Here is a 19,963-nt window from a genome sequence, read left to right on the forward strand (position 1 = left end):
CTTTTGCGCGCCTGGTTGGCCGCCATCATGCGAACCAAACCGCCGCCATCAACGAGCCGTCAGGTCGCTTGATTGGCCTTCTTCACGGACGACTATCGGGCCTTGTTCTTCCGACTGCAAAGCCGGCGCGGGCCACAGAAAGCCATCTGTGCAGTCGCCGCTTCGATGCTGACCGCGATCTACCACATCCTCAAGGACGGCTCTGAACATCACGATCTCGGTGCGGCCTATTTCGATCGACGGCCCGTCGAACTCAAGGTCAACCGGCATATCGCCAGCCTCAAAAAACTCGGCTACAGCGTTCAGCTTCAACCCATCACGGAGGCCGCCGCCTGACCTCCAGGCCATCAGCTTCTTCCTAGGAGCTCTTGCGACGAAGCAATCCAGGGCTCCGCATGAGGCCCCTGGATTGCTTCGCTCTTCGGCCGGCGCGACGCGCCGCCCTCGGCTCGCAATGACAAAACCCCTGGTTTTGCGCGCTACTTTTTCGGTCGGGCTCTTAGGCACCTCGCTGCAACAGGTCATGGCCGGGCTTGTCCCGGCCATCCACGCCAACAAGCAAGGCGTCCCATGTTCTCGGGATGGCCGGGACGAGCCCGGCCATGACGCGGAGAGGCCGCTTGATAAGTCCTTACGCCGCGACGATTTCCTGGCGCTGTTCGCCGAGGCCTTCGATGCCGAGCGTCACCACGTCGCCGACCTGCAGGAATTTCGGCGGCTTCATGCCCATGCCGACGCCGGGCGGGGTGCCGGTGGTGATGATGTCGCCCGGATGGAGCGTCATGAGCTCCGACAGATAGGACACGATCTTCGGCACGTTGAAGATCATCGTCGCCGTCGAGCCGGTCTGGCAGCGCTCGCCGTTGACGTCGAGCCACATCGGCAGTTTGTGCACGTCGGCGATCTCGTCCTTGGTCACCAGCCATGGCCCCAAGGGGCCGAAGGTGTCGTGCGATTTGCCCTTGGTCCATTGCCCGAGCCGCTCCAGCTGGAAGGCGCGCTCGGAGACGTCGTTGCACACCGCGTAGCCGGCGACGTAATCGAGCGCGTCGGCCTCGCTGACATATTTGGCGCGGCGGCCGATCACCACGGCGAGTTCGACCTCCCAGTCGAGCTTGGTCGAGCCGCGCGGCTTTTCCACCGCGTCGTTGGGGCCGCACAGCGCGTTGTTGGCCTTGATGAAAACGATCGGTTCCGACGGGATCGCCATGCCGGCCTCGGCGGCGTGGTCGGCGTAATTCAGCCCGATGGCGATGAATTTCGGCGAGCCGCCGACCGGCGCGCCGATCCGCGGTTGCCCCGACACCACCGGCAGACTGGCGACGTCGAGGCCTGCGAGCTTGGCCAGCGCGGCCGGCGCAAAGGCCTCGCCGGCGAGGTCGGGCAGCTGTGCGGAGAGGTCGCGCAATTGGCCGGAGCCGTCGATCAGTCCAGGCTTCTCCGCGCCGAGCGCGCCAAATCGCACAAGTTTCATGATCTGCGTCCTCTCCCGATACCGCTTTGCTACAGGCTTCATGGCGCACGGCCGAGCGAAATTCAACTTCGGACTCGCTGGATGACGGTTTGCGCCGCTGCCGTCGCGCGTTCGCCCCGCGTCGGAGGCGACGATTTTGTCGATCGCCACCTTGCCGCGCGCCGCGCCGCTCCCATGTTCAATCCACCGCGCTGCAACGAAACCGCTTGGCTCGCGCCGCACCATAGGGATCGTCTCGCGATGCGGTGCGTTAGCCGTGCGCGAGATCGCAACGACCACCCGGCGAGGAGGGCCCGATGCCAGAACTATCCGTTTCGACCGATCAGGTCGGCTTTCTGATCGAAAAGGCGCGCGAGTTCGACGTCAAGGAAGACGTCTCCGATCCGGAGTCCGGCTCCAACGGCGCCGACGACAACATGGTCGACGTGCTGGAAGACGGCGGCGACGATCCGGTGGTGCGCGAGATCACCTCGTTCATCAACGCGATGAGCGAGGACGAGCAGATCGATCTGGTGGCGTTGATGCGGCTCGGCCGCGGCGACGGCACCATCGAGGAATGGGACGATCTGCGCCGCGAAGCCGCCGACGGCCGCAACGGCCGCACCGCGAGCTATCTGCTCGGCGAGCCGCTGCTCAGCGACTTTCTCGCCGAGGGGCTCGACGCCTTCGGGCTGACTTGGGCCGAGGAGCGCACCACCCCGGTGCGCTGAGCCGCGACGCCTGTAACTATTCCGCGTTGAGGAAATCCTCCGCCGCGGGCTGCGATGCCATCATGAAATTTCCATAGCGCCTTCGTGGGTCTCGCCCTCGGAGGCGCTTTGCGTATAATGCTCTCACGCGCCGAAGAGCGCGGCATCACCCGACAAGAAACTGGAGAGAGACGCCATGCCGGAGTTCGTCAGCCTCGACGCGCTGGTCCGCAAAACCGCCGCCGAGGCGCCGCAGCGCAGCGCGGTGATCGATGGCGACCGCAACACCGATTACGCGCGGTTCGACGATTTGATCGACCGCGTCGCCGCCGCCTTGCAGGCCGACGGCTTGCTGCCGCGCGATGTCATCGCGATCTGCGCGCTGAGTTCGCTGGAATATGTCGTGACGTTCTTGGGCGCACTGCGCGCCGGCGTCGCGGTGGCGCCGTTGGCGCCGTCGTCCACGCCGCAGGATTTCGCCGCGATGCTGAAGGATTCCGGCGCCAAAGTACTGTTCATGGATGCGACCACCGCGGCGGCGATGGGCGACGCCGCGCAGGCGCCGTTCAAAGTGTCGTTCGATGATTCCGGCTGGGGCCGGCCGTTCACCGCTTGGTGCGCCGCGCCCGGCACCAAGCCGAAACCGATCAGCATCGATCCGCAATGGATCTTCAACATCATCTATTCCTCCGGCACCACAGGCACGCCGAAAGGCATCGTCCACACCCACGAGCTGCGCTGGCGGCAATACGGCCAGCTCGATCCGCTCGGCTTCGGCCCCGACGCCGTGACGCTGTTGTCGACGCCGCTCTATTCCAACACCACGCTGGTGTGCTTCAACCCGACGCTGGCCGGCGGCGGCGGCCTCGTGCTGATGAAGAAATTCGACGCCCGCGGCTTCCTGGAATTGAGCGAGACGCATCGCGTCTCGTTCACCATGCTGGTGCCGGTGCAGTATCGCCGCATCATGGCGCTGCCGGATTTCGACCGCTTCGATCTGTCGTCCTACAAGATGAAGTTCTGCACCTCGGCGCCGTTCGCGGCCGAGCTGAAGGCCGACATCCTGAAGCGCTGGCCGGGCGGGCTCACCGAGTACTACGGCATGACCGAAGGCGGCGGCTCCTGCGCGCTGTTGGCGCACGAACATCCCGACAAGCTCGGCACCGTCGGCCAGCCGATGCCCGGTCACGAGGTGCGGTTGATCGACGAGGAGGGGCGGCAGGTCCCGGTCGGGCAGATCGGCGAGATCATCGGCCGCTCGCCGGTGATGATGCAGGGCTATCTGAACCAGCCGGGCAAGACCGCGGAAACCTTTTGGCACGACGCCGACGGCAATCGCTTCGTGCGCACCGGCGATATCGGCCGGTTCGACGCCGACGGCTTCCTCACGCTGATGGACCGCAAGAAGGACATGATCATTTCCGGCGGCTTCAACATCTATCCGAGCGACATCGAGAGCGTGCTCACCACGCATCCGGATGTCGTCGAGGCGGCGGTGGTAGGCTTCCCGTCGGAAGACTGGGGCGAGACCCCGGTGGCGTTCGTGGTGCTGCGGCCCGACGCTGCGATTGATGCTGTGGCGCTGAAGGCCTGGACCAATGCCCAGGTCGGCAAGACCCAGCGGCTCAACGATCTTGTCGCAGTCGAGACCCTGCCGCGCAGCGCGATCGGCAAGGTCTTGAAGCGCGAACTGCGCGATCTTCGGCAGGCGGCGCAGTGAGGCGGCCGGCAGTCTGAGACAGCGCTCAAGCGCACATCTCAGAGCGTTATCGAGACTTCGTCAGATCCCACGCTGCTGACGTTTCGAGAGACGAACCTACCTCTCCGCGTCATGGCCGGGCTTGTCCCGGCCATCCACGCCCACGAGCGACGCCTTGCCTGTTTCCGTGGATGGCCGGGACAAGCCCGGCCATGACGTGGTGGGCGGCGTGCCGAAACAGTCGCGCAAAAGCGCAAGCTGCCCCTCAATAATGCGGCGGCGGTTCGTTGCTCGGCGCGGGCGCGTTGGCCTCGGCCTCCTGCAGCCGGTCGCCGAGCGATTTCACCTGCCGGGTCAGCGCGTCGATCTGCTGCCACTGCGCGGTGATGGTGGCGTTCAGCGTCTCGATGGTCTCGTCCTGATAGGCGATGCGGATTTCCAAGGCGTCGATCCGTTCGCTGAGTGACGCGGTTGTGGAAGTGTCGTGGTCTGGCATCGGAGATCTCTCGTCGTGGCGCGCGCCTGCTGTAGCAGCGCCGCGCGGTGCGCGAAACCCGTGGTCTGCACGCGGCGCGGGCAATTGCCCTGCGACGGCCGGATATGTCATGAACAAAGCCGTCGGCTGCGCGCCGCCAAACGAGGAAAGAGTTTCAGGAATGCGGAATTTCCAGTTCGCCGGCCGCTCCACGGTCCATGCCCGCAACGCCATGGTGGCGACCTCGCATCCGCAGGCCTCCTTGGCGGCGATCGAGACGCTGCGCGCCGGCGGCACCGCGGCGGACGCCGCGATCGCGGCCAGCGCGCTCTTGGCGGTGATCGAGCCGCAATCCACCGGCATCGGCGGCGACTGTTTTGCGCTGTATCAGCCGAAGGGTGAGGGACCGATCGTGTCCTATAACGGCTCCGGCCGCGCGCCCAAGGCCGCGCATGCCGAGTGGTTTGTCGAGCACGGCATCAACGCCATCCCGCTGACCAGCCCGCATTCGGTGACCATTCCGGGCGCGATCGACGCCTGGGCGACGATTTTGCGCGATCACGGCCGGTTCGGCCTCGACCAGTTGCTGCAGCCGGCGATCAAGGCCGCCGAGGACGGCTATGTGGTGGCGCCGCGCATCGCCTTCGACTGGAAGAACGGCTTCGAGAAGCTGAAGAAGGGCGCCAACACCGCGCGCTATCTGCTGCCGCACGGCGAGGCCGCGGTGACCGGCGACGTGATCCGGCAGCCGGAATTGGCGCAGACGCTGCGGCTGATCGCCAAGCTCGGCCCCGACGGTTTCTACAAGGGCGCGGTCGCCGAAGACATGGTGGCGACGCTGCGCGGCCTCGGCGGGCTGCACACGCTGGAGGATTTCGCCGGGCATACGACCGAGACCACCACGCCGATCAGCACCAACTACAGTGGCCACGACGTCTGGCAGTGCCCGCCGAACGGCCCCGGCATCACCATGTTGGTGATGCTCAACGTGCTCAGCCTGTTCGATCTGACGAAATACGCCCCGCTCAGCGTCGAGCGCTTCCATCTCGAGGCCGAAGCGGCGCGGATCGCCTATCTGATGCGCGAGCAGCACATCGGCGATCCCGGCCATGTCGACGTCGACGTGATCAGGATCCTGTCGCGCGAATTCGCCGCCGAATACGGCAGCCAGATCAAGATGGACCGGCTGCTCGATCTGCCGAGCGTGTCGCCGCCGATGAATCCGTCGACGGTGTACATCACCGTGGTCGATCAGGACCGCAACGTCTGCTCGTTCATCAATTCGATCGCACATTCGTTCGGCTCGGCGATCGTCTCGGAAAAAACCGGCGTGCTGCTGCAGAATCGCGGCGCCGGCTTCCGGGTGCAGCCCGGCCACCCGAACTGCATCGCGCCTGGCAAGCGGCCGCTGCACACCATCATTCCGAGCCTCGCCACCGAAAACGGTCGCGCGAAATTGTCGTTCGGCGTGATGGGCGGGCAGTATCAGCCGGTCGGCCAGGTCCACGTGCTGACCAACATGCTCGACTTCGGTCTCGACATGCAGGAGGCGATCGATCTGCCGCGCGGGCTGCATTACGAGGGCGTCTATCAGTTGGAAGACGGCGTGCCGGCCGAGGTGGTGGAAGGGCTGCGCGCCATCGGCCACGAAATCGCCGGTCTGTCGGTGCCGCATGGCGGCGGCCAGGGCGTTTGGATCGACTGGGACAAGGGTACGCTGACCGGCGGCTCCGATCCGCGCAAGGACGGTTGCGCGCTGGGGTATTGATCCGCAACGTCTCGCGTCACCGCGGTTGATGAGAACGTGTGGTCGGCTCGAGTTAGTTAAGAGCGCTGCGGCAACCTTCCCTCGCCCCGCTTGCGGGGAGAGGGTGGCGTGACAAGCGAAGCTTGGCGCGCCGGGTGAGGGGGCGCCGCGTTATGCCGAGACGCCCCCTCACCCGACCCGGCTTCTCTGGCGCTACGCCGGGTCGACCTCTCCCCGCAAGCGGGGAGAGGTGAAGTCATTTCCGCATGTACGTACGGACCAACAGTAACAACGCCAGACATGCAAAGACCGGCCTCTCGGCCGGTCCTGCATCACACTGATAAGTGATCTGAAAGCCTATCAGAGCTTCTTGTTGACGAAGTCCGCGCCCTTGTCGGCGGCGTCCTTCACGGCTTCCTTGGCATCGCCGAGGGCCTTCTGACCATGGCCCTTGGCTTCCTGCAGCGCGCCTTCGCCCTGCAGGCGGTCGTTACCGACGGCTTCGCCGATACCCTGCTTGGCCTTGCCGATGGCTTCGTTCGCGGTGCCTTTGATCTTGTCGCTGGTGCTGCCCATAAGAAATCTCCTTCACGTGGTTGATCTTCGCGGGGACAATGGTTGGCGGCAGGATTGGTTCCGCGGGGTTCGCTCCGCGACCGCGGCACCACGTCACATCGGCGGCATCGACCAACGCGGTGGTCGTCACAAATAACGCACGGAGGAGATAGAATGGCCACGCAAGACGAGTTCCCCGAGCCCGCTCGTTCGCATCACGACGACAAATGGAAGCGCGACGGCGTGCGCGTGGTGCCCGGCAACCAGCTCGATCCCAACGTGCCGTCGACCGCCGGCATGGATCGCAACGCCGCGATCAATTTCGCCCGCGTCGGCGCGCAGAAGCTGTGGGCCGGCACGGTGACGATCAAGCCCGACGCCAAGACCGGCGCGCATCATCACGGCCATCTGGAAAGCGTGATCTATGTGGTGCGCGGCAAGGCGCGGATGCGCTGGGGCGAGCGGCTGCAATTCACCGCGGAAGCCGGTCCCGGCGATTTCATCTTCATTCCGCCTTACGTGCCGCATCAGGAAATCAACGCGCTGCCCGATCAGGAGCTGGATTGCGTGCTGGTGCGCAGCGACGGCGAGGCGATCGCCATCAACCTCGACATCGAGCCGGTCGAGAAGCCGGAGACCGTGTTGTGGGTCGATCCGACCCATCCCGATCCCGCGCCGCGCTAGCGTCGCCGGCGCATTGGATTTAAGTTGCATTTGCCGGGCGGCGTTTTCGACTTGTGAACCAACCGCCGGCTTGCTTAGCTCGGCAGTCGTGGCAGAACAGCATTCTGCTGGGTGCTAGGGATTCTGCGGGCTGCGGAGTTAACGAAACCGCAGCTGCGCCCGGCCAACACACGGGAGTCAATCGACCGCTCGTCACCCCCTGCAGATTGGCAAGAGGCACCCTCAATAATGGCCGGATTCGCCAAGGCACTGACGTCGGATGGGTCGCGCGGCGCCCGCTGGCTCGCGGCGATCGGCCGCGCGGTGAGGGGGTTCGACGCCGACCCGGTGGTGATTGACGAGCCGAGCGAACACGAAATGCGCCGCATCCGCGCCGCGCAGATCGACAGCGTCACGCGGCTGACGCCGCTCACCATGACGATCAACATGGCCAATGCGACGCTGGTCGTGCTGGTGTTCTGGAGCACGTCCTCCGCATTTCTCGCCGGCTGGATGACGCTGATCACGGCCATTGTCGCGTTGGCGATGCGGTCCTGGGTCCGAGTCCGCAACGAGCCGCGAACCGAGGCGTCGCCGCGCGGCATCTCGCGGCTGGTGCTGCACGCCTTCCTGCTCGGTACGGTGTGGGGCGCGGTGCCGCTGGCGCTGTTTCCGATCGTCAAGCCGGAATTTCAACTGATCATCGCCTGCCTGGTCGCCGGAATGATTTCGGGCGGCGCGTTCTGCCTGTCCACGGTGCCGCGCGCCGGGCTCGCCTATACCTGGACCATGGTGCTGGCGTCGGCGGTGGCGTTGTTTCGCTGCGAGGGCGAAAGCTACACCATCACCGCGGTGTTCCTGCTGCTCTACGCCATCTTCCTGTCGCGCAACCTGATGGCGCACGGCCATCTGTTCATGGAGAACCTGCGCGCCAAGCTGAAGCTGGAGCGGCAGACCGAGATCATCTCGCTGCTCTTGAAAGACTATCAGGACAACGCCAGCGACTGGCTGTGGCAGACCGATCCGGGCGGCCGGCTGGTGGAAATTCCGCAGCGGTTTGTCGAAGCCGCGCAATTGCCGCTGTCGCTGTTGCGCGGCTCGTCGCTCGCCGACGTGCTGGATCTGCTGTGCCCTTGCGAGCGGGCCACGGTCGCCGGCATCGTCGCCGCGATGGAGCAGCGCGAGCCGGTCAACGACGTGGTGGTCCACATCATGGCCGGCGGCCAGCCGCGGATGTGGTCGGTGTCGGCGAAGCCGAGCTTCGACCACAACGGACAATTCGCCGGCTATCGCGGGGTGGGCCGCGACGTCACCGAACGCTGGCGTGCCGAGCGCGCCGAGGCGGAGAACCGCGCCAAGTCCGAATTTCTGGCGATCATGAGCCACGAGATCCGCACCCCGATGAACGGCGTGCTCGGGCTCGCCAACATGCTGCTGGAAACCGACCTCGACCCCGAGCAGCATCATGCGGTGCAGACCATCCGGGAATCCGGCGACAACCTGCAGCGCATCCTCAACGACATTCTCGATCTGTCGAAACTCGAAGCCGGCCGCTTCCAGTTCGAGACGGTGGATTTCTCGCCCGCCGCGCTGGTCGAGGCGGTGGCCTCGGTGCTGCGCTCCAGCGCCAAGGAAAAGGGCCTGGAGATCCAGCTTGCGATCGACGACGGGCTTCCCAAGGGATTGCACGGCGACGTGGCGCGGATCCGCCAGGTGCTGCTCAACCTCGCCTCCAACGCCGTCAAGTTCACCGATGGCGGCCGGGTGACCATCGCGGCGCATTGCGTCTCGCGGGGCGACGGCCGCGCGGTGGTGGAATGGCGGGTCATCGACACCGGGATCGGCATCGCCGAGGATCGCGTCGGGCAACTGTTCAGCAATTTCGCCCAGGCCGACGTCTCGATCAACCGCCGCTTCGGCGGCACCGGGTTGGGGCTGGCGATCAGCCGGCGCATCATCGAGCAGATGGGCGGCGAGATCAGCGTCAGCTCGACGCTGGGCAGCGGCAGCACCTTCTGTTTCACCTTGAGCCTGCCGATCAGCGACGTGGTGGTGGCCGACCGCCGCCTCGACCACGTCGGCGCCGAGGATCTGCGGCTGCGCATCGCCATGCTGGGACGGCCGCTGCGCATCCTGATCGCCGAGGACGACAAGACCAACCAGCTGGTGGTCAGCAAGATGCTGCAGGAATTCGCCGCCGACATCCGCATCGTGCCGGACGGCGCCGACGCGGTGCAGGCGGCGGCCGAGGCGGACTACGATCTGGTGCTGATGGACGTGCGGATGCCGGTGATGGACGGCCTCACCGCGACCCGGACCATTCGCGCCCAGGGCGGCGACGCGGCGACGCTGCCGATCATCGCGCTGACCGCCAATGCCTTTGCCGAGGACGTCGAGCATTGCCGCGAGGCCGGCATGACCGATTTCCTGGCCAAGCCGCTGCGCAAGCCGGCGCTGGTCGCCGCGGTGCTGCGCGCGCTGCGCGGCGGCACCACCCCGATGAGCGCGCTGCAAGTCGACCAGGCGCCGGCCGATCCCGATCCGCAGCAGCACGCGCAAGCCACGCTGGCGCAGCTGGTCGACGAACTCGGCCAGGATCAGGTGCTGAGCATGGCGGCGATGTTCATCGGCGAGACCGAACGCCGGCTGGCGCTGATCCGGCGCTTCGCCGAGGGCGGCGACCGCCAGGAGATCGGCATCGAGGCGCATTCCCTGAAGAGCGGCGCCAAATTTCTCGGCTTCGAGGAGATCGCCAACATCGCCCGCACCATCGAGCGCCGCGCGGATCAGATCTCCGCGCGCGGGCTGCACGAACTCGGCCGCCAGCTCGAGGTGGCACTGCAGGAAGCCAAGCGCGAACTGCACGACGGGGCGATGCAGCCGGTCGGCGACGAGCCGCGCCCGCAGCCGGCATCGCCGCACTGACCGCCCCGACCGTTGAAGAGAGGCGCCGGCCAAAGCCCCGCATTCCGCGCATGGCCCTTCACAAGAAACTGACTACTGACGAATATTGACATTCGTCACAGGTCATTCCACAGTTTCGCTGCACTGCACGCGCGAGGAACTGTGATGTCTAGGAATTTGCCTGCCCGTGGTCCGCTGCTGGCCGTCGCGACGCTCAGTATGGCGCTGACGCTCGCCGGGTGCGGCGAGAAGGAAGCCAAACAGGCGGCGCCGGCCCGCCCGGTGCTGGTGGCGAGCGTGCATTACGAGGCGGAGGCGCCGTCGCGCGCCTTCGTCGGCACCATCCGGCCGCGGATCGAGGCCGATATCGGCTTCCGCGTCGCCGGCAAGATCGCCAAGCGCCTGGTCGAAGTCGGCCAGAGCGTCGAGGTCGGCCAGCCCTTGGCGCAACTCGACGAGGTCGATCTGAAGCTGCAGGCCGAGCAGGCCGAAGCCGAGCACCGCGCCGCCACCGGCGTGCTGGCGCAGGCCGCCGCGGCGGAGAACCGCGCTCTGCAGCTGCGCGGCAAGGGCTGGACCACCGACGCCCAGCTCGATCAGGCCAAGGCCGCCGCCGACGAGGCTCGCGCGAGGCTCAATCGCGCCGATCGCTCGGTCGAGCTCACCAGGAACAGCCTGTCCTACGCCACGCTCGTCGCCGACACCCGCGGGGTCGTCACCGCGACGCTGATCGACGCCGGCCAGGTGGTGGCAGCCGGACAGACCGCGATCCGGGTGGCGCGCTTCGCCGAAAAGGAAGCCGTGGTGGCGATCCCCGAGACGCTGATCGGCCGCGCCAAGGACGGCACCGCCACGGTGACGCTGTGGTCGGACCCCAACAAGACATATACCGCGAAATTGCGCGAGATCGCGCCCAACGCTGATCCCGCAACGCGCACCTACCTGGCGAAATTCTCGCTGCCGGACGCCGGCGACGAGGTGGCGCTCGGCATGACCGCGACGCTGACGTTGGCCGATCCGACCACGCAGCGCGTCGCCCGGCTGCCGCTGTCGGCGCTGTTCAATCAGGGCACGAAGCCGTCGTTCTACGTCGTCGATGACGCCGGGCAGCTGACGCTGCAGCCGGTGGCGGTGAAGGCCTACGAGACCCATGACGTGCTGATCAGCGGCGGCGTCGCCGAGGGCGCCAAGGTGGTGGTGCTGGGCGTGCAGAAGCTCGATCCGGCCGAGAAGGTCCGGGTCGTTTCGGCCTTGGCGTTTTGAGCGGGGGCGGGGCGATGCATCGGTTCAACCTGTCGGCCTGGGCGGTCGGCCATCCGGCCTTGATCCTGTTCATGATCATCGCGCTCAGCGTCGGCGGTCTGTTCTCCTATCAGCGGCTCGGCCGCGCCGAGGACCCGTCCTTCACCATCAAGGTGGTGATCGTCTCGGCGATCTGGCCCGGCGCGACGGCCGCCGAGATGCAGGCCCAGGTCGCCGATCCGATCGAGAAGAAGCTGCAGGAACTACCGTATTTCGACAAGGTGCAGACCTATTCGAAGCCCGGCTTCACCGCGATGAACATCAGCTTCCGCGACAACACCCCGCCGAAGGAAGTGCCGCAGCTGTTCTATCAGGTGCGCAAAAAGATCGACGATATCCGCGGCGAGCTGCCGTCCGGTCTGATCGGGCCGAGCGTCAACGACGAATATGGCGACGTCGATTCCATCCTCTACATGATGACCGGCGACGGCGCCGACTACGCGCAGCTGAAGAAAGTGGCCGAGGGCATGCGGCAGCATCTGCTGAAAGTGCCGGGCGTCACCAAGGTCAACATCTACGGCACCCAGGACGAGCGGATCTTCGTCGAATTCTCCCACGCCAAGCTGGCGACGCTGGGGGTGACGCCGCAGGCGCTGTTCGATTCACTGGCCAAGCAGAACGCGGTGGTGCCCGCCGGCACCGTGGAAACCGCCTCGCAGCGGGTGCCGCTGCGGGTCAGCGGCGCGCTCGACGGCGCCAAGGCGGTGGCCGAGACGCCGGTGGAAAGCAACGGCCGCCTGTTCCGGCTCGGCGATATCGCCAGCGTCAGCCACGGCTTCGTCGATCCCACCGACTACATGGTGCGGCAGAAGGGCAAGCCGGCGCTCGGCATCGGCGTGGTGATGGCGAAGGGCGTCAACATCATCGACCTCGGCGCCGACGTCGCCAAGGCCACCGCCGAATTCATGGGCGCGGTGCCGCAGGGCATCGACATCGAGCAGGTCGCCGACCAGCCCGAAGTGGTCGACCACGCGGTCGGCGAATTCGTCCGCTCCTTCATCGAGGCGCTGGTGATCGTGCTGTTCGTCTCGTTCCTGGCGCTCGGCTGGCGCACCGGCATCGTGGTGGCGCTGTCGGTGCCCCTGGTGCTGACCATCGTCTTCATCGTGATGAACGCGATGTCGCTCGACCTGCACCGCGTCACGCTCGGCGCGCTGATCATCGCGCTGGGGCTTCTGGTCGACGACGCCATCATCGCGGTGGAGATGATGGTGGTGAAGATGGAGCAGGGCTGGGAGCGCGCTAAGGCCGCGTCATTCGCCTGGGACTCCACGGCGTTTCCGATGCTGACCGGCACGCTGGTGACCGCGGCGGGCTTCCTGCCGATCGGCTTTGCCAATTCCTCGGTCGGCGAATATGCCGGCGGCATCTTCTGGGTGGTGGCGATCGCGCTGGTGGCCTCCTGGTTCGTCGCGGTGATCTTCACGCCCTATATCGGCGTGCGGCTGTTGCCGGATTTTACCAAGCGGCCGCATCACGATCCGGAGGCGGTGTACGAGACCCGGTTCTACCGGCTGTTTCGCCGTGTGCTGCACTGGTGCATCCGCTGGCGCGCCACCGTGGTGCTGGCGACGGTCGGCGCCTTCGCGCTGTCGATCGTCGGCTTCGGCCTGATCCAGCAGCAATTCTTTCCGACCTCGGAGCGGCCCGAACTGTTCTTGCAGTTGCGGCTGCCGCAAGGCACCGCCTTCAACGTCACCATGGAGAGCGTCAAGCGCGCCGAGACGCTGCTGAAGGACGATGCCGACATCGCCACCTACACCGCCTATGTCGGCAAGGGCCCGCCGCGGTTCTGGATGGGGCTCAGCCCCGAACTGCCGAACGAATCCTATGCGGAGATCGTGATCGTCACCAAGGGCGTGGCGCAGCGCGAGCGGGTCAAGGCGCGGCTCGAAGCCGCCGCCCTGGCCGGGCAATTGTCCGAGGCCCGCGTCCGGGTCGATCAGTTCAACTTCGGCCCGCCGGTCGGATTCCCGGTGCAGTTTCGGGTGATCGGCCCTGATACCAAGAAGGTGCGCGAGATCGCCTACAAGGTCCGCGACGTGGTGCGCGGCAATGCCGACGTGCTCGATCCGCATCTCGATTGGAACGAGCAGACGCCGTATCTCAAGCTTGCCGTCGATCAGGACCGCGCCCGCGCGCTCGGGCTGACGCCGCAGGACGTCTCGCAGGCGCTCGCCATGCTGATCTCCGGCGCCAACGTCACCACGGTGCGCGACGGCGTCGAGAAGGTCGGCGTGGTCGCCCGCGCGGTGGCCTCCGAGCGGCTCGACCTCGGCCGGGTCAGCGATCTGACCGTGACCTCGCGAAACGGCGTCGCGGTGCCGCTGTCGCAGATCGCCAAGATCGAATATTCCCACGAGGAGCCGATCCTGTGGCGGCGCAATCGCGACATGGCGATCACGGTGCGCGGCGACGTCGCGCCCGGCAAGCAGGCGCCCGACGTCACCAACGCGATCTGGCCGAAGCTGCAGGGCATCCGCGACAGCCTGCAGCCGGCCTACCGGATCGAGATCGGCGGCGCGATCGAGGAATCCGCCAAGGGCAATTCCTCGATCTTCATCCTGTTTCCGCTGATGGTGATCATCATGCTGGCGCTCTTGATGATCCAGCTGCAGAGCTTCTCCCGGCTGGTGCTGGTGTTCCTCACCGCGCCGCTCGGCATCATCGGCGCCTCGTTGGGGCTGAACATCGCGCGCCAGCCGTTCGGCTTCGTCGCATTGCTGGGGCTGATCGCGCTGGCCGGCATGATCATGCGCAACGCGGTGATCCTGGTCGATCAGATCGAGACCGACGTCAGCCAGGGCATGAAGCGGCGCGAGGCGATCGTCGAGGCGACGATCCGCCGCGCGCGGCCGGTGGTGCTGACTGCGCTCGCCGCGATTCTGGCGATGATCCCGCTGACCCGCTCGGCGTTCTGGGGGCCGATGGCGGTCACCATCATGGGCGGGCTGTTCGTCGCCACCTTCCTGACGCTGCTGTATCTGCCCGGGCTCTACGCGCTCTGGTTCCGTAGAAGCCTCGATGAAGCCGGGCCCGGCGAGCAGGCCGATCTTGCGGCGCAGCAGGGGGGTGACACGCATTCGCCGATGCCCCTTGCCGACGCCGCCGAATAATTCAACATTGGGTGACACATGACCCTGGCCGCCGAGCATCTTGAAGTCGACATGCGGGAACGCGTTCTCGTGGTGGCGGAGCGTTTGTTTCGCGAAATCGGCTATCAGAAGACCACCGTCGCCGACATCGCCAAGGTGATGCGAATGTCGCCGGCCAACGTCTATCGGTTCTTCGATTCCAAGAAGGCGATTCACGAAGGCGTGGCGCGGCGGCTGATGGGCGAGGTCGAGACCGCCGCGGAAACCATCGTGCGCCGCGCCGAGCCTGCGACGCAGCGGCTGCGCGACCTGCTGACGACGATCCATCGCATGAACGCCGAACGCTACGTCGGCGACGCCAAGCTGCACGAGATGGTGGCGATCGCCATGGAACAGAGCTGGGACGTCTGCGTGGCGCATTTCGAGCGCATCACCGGCATGATCGGGGCGGTGATCGCGGACGGCAAGTCCGGCGGCGAATTCAACGCGCCGGATGTGCCGCTGGCGGCGACCTGTACCTGCACCGCGATGATCCATTTCTTCCACCCGCAGCTGATCGCACATGTCGACGAGAAACCCGGGCCGACGATCGATCAGATGATCGATTTCGTGCTCGCCGCGCTGGCGCCGCGTTCTGCTCCGACTCCGGCTTCACCCCCCGCCAACCAGAGATGACCGCGTGACCGATGTAATCGATGTGCACTATTACGAGCCGGTGAACGGCCATGGCCTCAAGCATGATCCCTTCAACGCCATCGTCGGCCCGCGGCCGATCGGCTGGATTTCCTCCTGCGACGCCGAAGGCCACGTCAATCTGGCGCCCTACAGCTTCTTCAACGCCTTCAATTATCGCCCGCCGCTGATCGGGTTTTCCTCCACCACCTGGAAGGACACCGTCGCCAACATCCAGGCCACCGGCGAATTCGTCTGGAATCTGGCGACCATGGATCTGGCGCAGGCGATGAACGCAACCTCGGCGACGCTGCCGCACGAGGTCAACGAATTCACCGTCGCAGGATTGACCGAAGTGCCGAGCAAGCTGATCAGCGTGCCGCGGGTCGGCGAGAGCCCGGTGTCGTTCGAATGCCGGCTGTCGCAGCTGATCCAGCTGCAGGGCGCCGACGGCCGCAAGGCCGAGGCCTGGCTGACGATCGGCGAAGTGATCGCCGTGCACATCGACAGGCGGCTGATCAAGGACGGCGTGTACCAGACCGCGCAGGCGCACCCGATCCTGCGCGCCGGCCGCATGGGCGACTATCTCGAGGTGACGCCGGAAGCGATGTTCGAGATGCCGCGGCCGGCGTGAGGGCGGGGCTCGTAGCTCAGCTCAGCGTCGAGATTGATGTGAGCGGCGCGGCATCTTTCCCTCGCCCCGCTTGCGGGGAGAGGGTGGCTCGAATGCGCGCAGCGCGTTCGAGTCGGGTGAGGGGGCGCCGCGTTATGCCGAAGCGCCCCCTCACCCGACCCGGCTTCGCGGAGCCTGTACTCGGACGGCGCGAAGCGCCGATCCGGGTGCTCCGCCGGGTCGACCTCTCCCCGCAAGCGGGGAGAGGTGAAAGCGGTGCTCGCAGCGAACAGTCGGCGTAACCACGTCGAACCAGTTATGGGGCGCTTTCGACGAAGCACACGCACGCGCAGCCGCCGCAGCGCCACCGCCTTTAACCAGTCCATATTTTTCATCGCTGCGTTGCGGCAACGCCGCGATCTCGCGCGTTGACCCGTCCGGCGAACACCAGCACCATGGGTTGTTTTCGGCGAGGTGACCCGTGGCTGGACTGACGCATCGGCAATCGGAAATTCTCAATATCGCGCGCTCGTTCGGCCGGGTGATGGTCGACGATCTGACCCGGCGCTTCGAGGTCTCGGCGCAGACCATCCGCAAGGACCTCAACGACCTGTGCGACCGCCGCTCGCTGACCCGCATCCACGGCGGCGCGATCATCGCTTCCGGCGTCGAGAACCTCGCCTATGAGGCCCGGCGCTTCGTCGCCGCCGAGGAGAAGAAGGCGATCGGCGTCGCCGCGGCGGCGCAGATCCCCAACGGCTGTTCGCTGTTCATCAACATCGGCACCACCACCGAGGAGGTCGCCGGCGCGCTGACCTCGCATGAAGACCTCTTGGTCATCACCAACAATCTCAACGTCGCGATGCAGCTCTATCGCCATCCGCGGATCGAGGTGATCGTCGCCGGCGGCACGGTGCGGCGCGCCGACGGCGCGGTGATCGGCTCGGCGGCGATCAGCCTGATCGGCCAGTTCAAGGTCGACTACGCGATCATCGGCGCCTCGGCGATCGACGAGGAGGGCGCGCTGCTCGATTTCGACTATCGCGAGGTGCAGGCCGCGCAGGCGATCGTCGCCAACGCCCGCAGCGTGATGCTGGTCGCCGACTCCACCAAATTGCGCCGCAGCGCCCCGGTGCGGATCGCCCATCTCAGCCAGATCCAGACCTTCGTCACCGATCTGGCGCTGCCGGAACAGCTGCAGAGCATCTGCGACGCCAGGGGCATCCACGTCATCACCGCGCTGCCGAAGCGGCCCGCCGAGATCGACGACGCGGTGCCGGACCTGCCGATGTTGCGACAAGATTAGGCATCTGCCCGTGCCTAAGCCATTCGAAGGGCTCTTGCTTTCGCTTTACGTTGTGTTTTAATCGCAACCGAAAGACATTCGATATAATCGAAGGCTGGCGAGGAATTGCCGGAGCACGATCGATCAGGGGAAGCGCGGTGGGTGAGGTTTTCGACCTCGCGATTATTGGCGGCGGCATCAACGGCTGCGGCATCGCGCGCGATGCGGCCGGACGCGGCAACTCGGTCTTTCTCTGCGAGATGAACGATCTGGCCAGCGGCACCTCGTCGTGGTCGACCAAGCTCATTCACGGCGGGCTGCGCTATCTGGAATATTTCGAGTTTCGCCTGGTGCGCGAGGCGCTGATCGAGCGCGAGGTGTTGTGGCAGATCGCGCCGCATATCATCCGGCCGCTGCGCTTCGTGCTGCCGCATCATTCCGGCCTGCGCCCCGCCTGGCGGCTGCGGCTCGGGCTGTGGCTGTACGACTATATCGGCGGCCGCAAGCTGTTGCCGCCGACCTCTTCGCTCGATCTGTCGCGCGAAAAGGTCGGCGAGGCGCTGATCCCCGGCCGCTTCAAGCGCGGCTTTGAATATTCCGACTGCTTCGTCGACGACGCGCGCCTGGTGCTGCTGACCGCGCGTGACGCCGCCGACCGCGGCGCCGAGATCCGCACCCGTAGCCGCGCCGTGGCGATCCGACAGGATGACGGCATTTGGCAGGTCACGGTGGAGGATACGCTGAGCGGCGTGCACAGCACCGTCAGCGCCCGCGCGCTGGTCAATGCCGCCGGCCCCTGGGTCGAGACCGTGCTGGCGGAGGGCACCGGCGTCGAGCCCAAGACGAAAGTGCGGCTGGTGCAGGGTTCGCACATCGTGGTGCCGAAACTCTACGACCACGACCGCGCCTACATCTTCCAGAACGCCGACGGCCGCATCGTGTTCGCGATTCCCTATCAGGGCGACTTCACGCTGATCGGCACCACCGACCGCGACTACGAGGGCGACCCCGCCAAGGTGAAAGCCTCGGCCGAGGAGATCGGCTATCTGTGCGATTCAGTCGGCGCCTATCTGAAAAAGCCGGTGACGCCGGCCGACGTGGTGTGGACCTTCTCCGGGGTGCGGCCGCTCTATGACGACGGCGCCAGCGACGCCAAGGCGGCGACCCGGGAATACGTCTTCGAACTCGACACCCCGGGCGGCGGCGCGCCGCTGCTCAGCATTTTCGGCGGCAAGATCACCACCTATCGCCGGCTCGCCGAAGAGGCGCTGCAGAAGCTCGCGCCCTATTTGCACGGCGACAAGGCGCGCGAAGGCTGGACCGCCAAATCGCCGCTGCCGGGCGGCGATTTCGACGTGTTCGGCCTTGACGAACTGATCGCCGAACTGCGCCGCAGCTATCCGTTTCTCACCGAGCCGCACGCCGCAAGGCTCGCCGGCGCCTACGGCACCCGCGCGCCGCTGCTGCTCGGCACCGCGACGGCGATGGCCGATCTCGGCCAATCCTTCGGCGCCACGCTGACCGAACGCGAGGTGCGCTATCTGGTCGCCAACGAATGGGCGGTGACCGCCGAGGACATCGTCTGGCGCCGCTCCAAGCTGGGCTTGCGGCTGTCGGCGGCCGAGATCGCCGCGATCGACGCTTGGCTGATCGCGCAGCGCGCGGCGCCGACCGATGCCGCGTTGCGCAAGGCGGGAGGACTGCCGTGAGCGTGTCGCTGCAAAACGTCAGCCGCAGCATCGACGGCGTGCCGGCGATCCGCGACGTCTCGCTGACGCTCGAGCGCGGCACGCTCACCGTGCTGCTCGGGCCGACGCTGTCCGGCAAGACCTCGATCATGCGGCTGTTGGCCGGGCTCGACAAGCCGACCCACGGCAAGGTGCTGGTCGACGGCCAGGACGTCACCGGCGTCGATGTCCGCAAGCGCTCGGTGGCGATGGTGTATCAGCAGTTCATCAACTACCCCTCGCTCAGCGTCTACGAGAACATCGCTTCGCCGCTGCGGGTGCAGCGCCAGCCGCGCGCCGAGATCGAGCGCAAGGTGCAGGAGGCAGCCAGGCTGTTGAAGCTCGAGCCCTATCTCAAGCGCACGCCGATGCAGCTGTCCGGTGGCCAGCAGCAGCGCACCGCGATCGCGCGCGCGCTGGTCAAGGGCGCCGACCTGGTGCTGCTCGACGAGCCGCTCGCCAATCTCGACTACAAGCTGCGCGAGGAATTGCGCGTCGACCTGCCGCGGATCTTCGAGGCGTCGGGCGCGATCTTCGTCTACGCCACCACCGAGCCCTCGGAAGCGCTGCTGCTCGGCGGCAACACCATCTGCATGTGGGAAGGCCAGGCGCTGCAGAACGGCGTCACCGCGCAGGTCTATCGCCACCCCGAAAGCCTGCGCGTGGCGCAAGTGTTCTCCGATCCGCCGCTCAATCTGGTCAATGTCGAGAAGAAGAACGGCGCGGTCGACTACGCCGGCGGCGGCAGTGGCCCCGCGACCGGGGTGTTCGCCGGGCTCGGCGACGGCGCCTACCGGGTCGGCTTCCGCGCCCATCAGCTCGAGGTCGCCAGCGGCCACGCCGATCGTCATGCCTTCGCCACCACGGTGTCGGTGACCGAGATCACCGGCTCGGAGAGCTTCGTGCATCTGAAGCGCGGCGACGCCAACTGGGTCGCGGTGCTGCAGGGCGTGCACGAATTCCTGCCCGGGCAGCATTTGGAAGCGGTGCTCGATCCAGCTAATCTCTTTGTGTTCGACGCCGCCGACCGCCTGGTCGCGGCACCCCCGGCGATGTGAGGCGC

The 19,963-nt window shown here is 66.4% G+C and carries 16 protein-coding genes; 13 read left to right on the plus strand and 3 right to left on the minus strand.

The window, feature by feature from the left end; all coding sequences use genetic code 11:
* Positions 1-72 precede the first annotated feature (72 nt).
* The gene (locus tag HNR60_RS22010; RefSeq protein WP_184262176.1) at positions 73-336 is read left to right on the plus strand and encodes a hypothetical protein; all 264 of its coding nucleotides are present in this window, start codon (positions 73-75) and stop codon (positions 334-336) included.
* A gap of 295 nt (positions 337-631) precedes the next feature.
* Here HNR60_RS22010 and HNR60_RS22015 read toward each other — a convergent pair whose 3' ends face one another.
* Positions 632-1,474 (minus strand): fumarylacetoacetate hydrolase family protein, encoded by an 843-nt coding sequence (locus HNR60_RS22015; RefSeq protein ID WP_184262178.1) that lies wholly within the window; start codon positions 1,472-1,474, stop codon positions 632-634.
* Between the two features lie 296 nt (positions 1,475-1,770).
* Between HNR60_RS22015 and HNR60_RS22020 the strand changes: the two genes are divergently transcribed.
* Positions 1,771-2,184, plus strand: coding sequence for a DUF3775 domain-containing protein (locus HNR60_RS22020; RefSeq protein WP_184262180.1), 414 nt, complete (start codon positions 1,771-1,773; stop codon positions 2,182-2,184).
* A 175-nt stretch (positions 2,185-2,359) separates the two neighbouring features.
* Positions 2,360-3,883 (plus strand): class I adenylate-forming enzyme family protein, encoded by a 1,524-nt coding sequence (locus HNR60_RS22025; protein WP_184262182.1) that lies wholly within the window; start codon positions 2,360-2,362, stop codon positions 3,881-3,883.
* 244 nt (positions 3,884-4,127) lie between these two features.
* Here HNR60_RS22025 and HNR60_RS22030 read toward each other — a convergent pair whose 3' ends face one another.
* Positions 4,128-4,358, minus strand: a complete 231-nt coding sequence (locus HNR60_RS22030) for a SlyX family protein (RefSeq protein ID WP_184262184.1) — start codon at positions 4,356-4,358, stop codon at positions 4,128-4,130.
* 160 nt (positions 4,359-4,518) lie between these two features.
* Between HNR60_RS22030 and ggt the strand changes: the two genes are divergently transcribed.
* Positions 4,519-6,105, plus strand: coding sequence for a gamma-glutamyltransferase (ggt, locus tag HNR60_RS22035; RefSeq protein WP_184262226.1), 1,587 nt, complete (start codon positions 4,519-4,521; stop codon positions 6,103-6,105).
* Between the two features lie 339 nt (positions 6,106-6,444).
* Here the strand turns inward: ggt and HNR60_RS22040 are convergent, their stop codons facing one another.
* A complete protein-coding gene (locus HNR60_RS22040) occupies positions 6,445-6,660 on the minus strand; it encodes a CsbD family protein (protein WP_184262186.1) in 216 nt (71 codons plus the stop codon).
* A 153-nt stretch (positions 6,661-6,813) separates the two neighbouring features.
* Between HNR60_RS22040 and HNR60_RS22045 the strand changes: the two genes are divergently transcribed.
* From HNR60_RS22045 to HNR60_RS22085, 9 genes are all read left to right on the plus strand, one after another.
* Positions 6,814-7,323, plus strand: coding sequence for a cupin domain-containing protein (locus HNR60_RS22045; protein ID WP_184262188.1), 510 nt, complete (start codon positions 6,814-6,816; stop codon positions 7,321-7,323).
* Positions 7,324-7,551: 228 nt separating this feature from the next.
* Positions 7,552-10,227 carry a hybrid sensor histidine kinase/response regulator gene (locus HNR60_RS22050; RefSeq protein ID WP_184262190.1) on the plus strand — a complete coding sequence of 892 codons (2,676 nt, stop codon included), beginning with the start codon at positions 7,552-7,554 and terminating at the stop codon, positions 10,225-10,227.
* Positions 10,228-10,371: 144 nt separating this feature from the next.
* Positions 10,372-11,469, plus strand: a complete 1,098-nt coding sequence (locus tag HNR60_RS22055) for an efflux RND transporter periplasmic adaptor subunit (protein WP_184262192.1) — start codon at positions 10,372-10,374, stop codon at positions 11,467-11,469.
* Positions 11,470-11,483: 14 nt separating this feature from the next.
* A complete protein-coding gene (locus tag HNR60_RS22060) occupies positions 11,484-14,624 on the plus strand; it encodes an efflux RND transporter permease subunit (RefSeq protein WP_184262194.1) in 3,141 nt (1,046 codons plus the stop codon).
* An 18-nt stretch (positions 14,625-14,642) separates the two neighbouring features.
* Entirely contained in the window at positions 14,643-15,278 is a 636-nt protein-coding gene (locus HNR60_RS22065) for a TetR/AcrR family transcriptional regulator (RefSeq protein WP_184262196.1), read from the plus strand.
* Positions 15,279-15,282: 4 nt separating this feature from the next.
* Positions 15,283-15,909 carry a flavin reductase gene (locus HNR60_RS22070; protein WP_184262198.1) on the plus strand — a complete coding sequence of 209 codons (627 nt, stop codon included), beginning with the start codon at positions 15,283-15,285 and terminating at the stop codon, positions 15,907-15,909.
* 460 nt (positions 15,910-16,369) lie between these two features.
* The gene (locus HNR60_RS22075; protein ID WP_184262200.1) at positions 16,370-17,194 is read left to right on the plus strand and encodes a DeoR family transcriptional regulator; all 825 of its coding nucleotides are present in this window, start codon (positions 16,370-16,372) and stop codon (positions 17,192-17,194) included.
* A 137-nt stretch (positions 17,195-17,331) separates the two neighbouring features.
* Positions 17,332-18,882 carry a glycerol-3-phosphate dehydrogenase gene (glpD, locus tag HNR60_RS22080; protein WP_184262202.1) on the plus strand — a complete coding sequence of 517 codons (1,551 nt, stop codon included), beginning with the start codon at positions 17,332-17,334 and terminating at the stop codon, positions 18,880-18,882.
* A complete protein-coding gene (locus tag HNR60_RS22085) occupies positions 18,879-19,958 on the plus strand; it encodes an ATP-binding cassette domain-containing protein (RefSeq protein ID WP_184262204.1) in 1,080 nt (359 codons plus the stop codon). Before glpD ends, HNR60_RS22085 begins: the two co-directional genes overlap by 4 nt.
* Positions 19,959-19,963: the final 5 nt, after the last annotated feature.

It is taken from the genome of Rhodopseudomonas rhenobacensis (assembly GCF_014203125.1).
Taxonomy (GTDB): domain Bacteria; phylum Pseudomonadota; class Alphaproteobacteria; order Rhizobiales; family Xanthobacteraceae; genus Rhodopseudomonas_A; species Rhodopseudomonas_A rhenobacensis.

Excerpts from the sequence above, each read along its gene's own strand:
- HNR60_RS22045 (WP_184262188.1), top strand. The coding sequence starts at position 6,814 with ATGGCCACGCAAGACGAGTTCCCCGAGCCCGCTCGTTCGCATCACGAC.
- HNR60_RS22050 (WP_184262190.1), top strand. The coding sequence starts at position 7,552 with ATGGCCGGATTCGCCAAGGCACTGACGTCGGATGGGTCGCGCGGCGCC.
- HNR60_RS22065 (WP_184262196.1), top strand. The coding sequence starts at position 14,643 with ATGACCCTGGCCGCCGAGCATCTTGAAGTCGACATGCGGGAACGCGTT.
- ggt (WP_184262226.1), top strand. The coding sequence starts at position 4,519 with ATGCGGAATTTCCAGTTCGCCGGCCGCTCCACGGTCCATGCCCGCAAC.
- HNR60_RS22055 (WP_184262192.1), top strand. The coding sequence starts at position 10,372 with ATGTCTAGGAATTTGCCTGCCCGTGGTCCGCTGCTGGCCGTCGCGACG.
- HNR60_RS22020 (WP_184262180.1), top strand. The coding sequence starts at position 1,771 with ATGCCAGAACTATCCGTTTCGACCGATCAGGTCGGCTTTCTGATCGAA.
- HNR60_RS22040 (WP_184262186.1), bottom strand. The coding sequence starts at position 6,660 with ATGGGCAGCACCAGCGACAAGATCAAAGGCACCGCGAACGAAGCCATC.
- HNR60_RS22060 (WP_184262194.1), top strand. The coding sequence starts at position 11,484 with ATGCATCGGTTCAACCTGTCGGCCTGGGCGGTCGGCCATCCGGCCTTG.
- HNR60_RS22030 (WP_184262184.1), bottom strand. The coding sequence starts at position 4,358 with ATGCCAGACCACGACACTTCCACAACCGCGTCACTCAGCGAACGGATC.
- HNR60_RS22015 (WP_184262178.1), bottom strand. The coding sequence starts at position 1,474 with ATGAAACTTGTGCGATTTGGCGCGCTCGGCGCGGAGAAGCCTGGACTG.
- HNR60_RS22025 (WP_184262182.1), top strand. The coding sequence starts at position 2,360 with ATGCCGGAGTTCGTCAGCCTCGACGCGCTGGTCCGCAAAACCGCCGCC.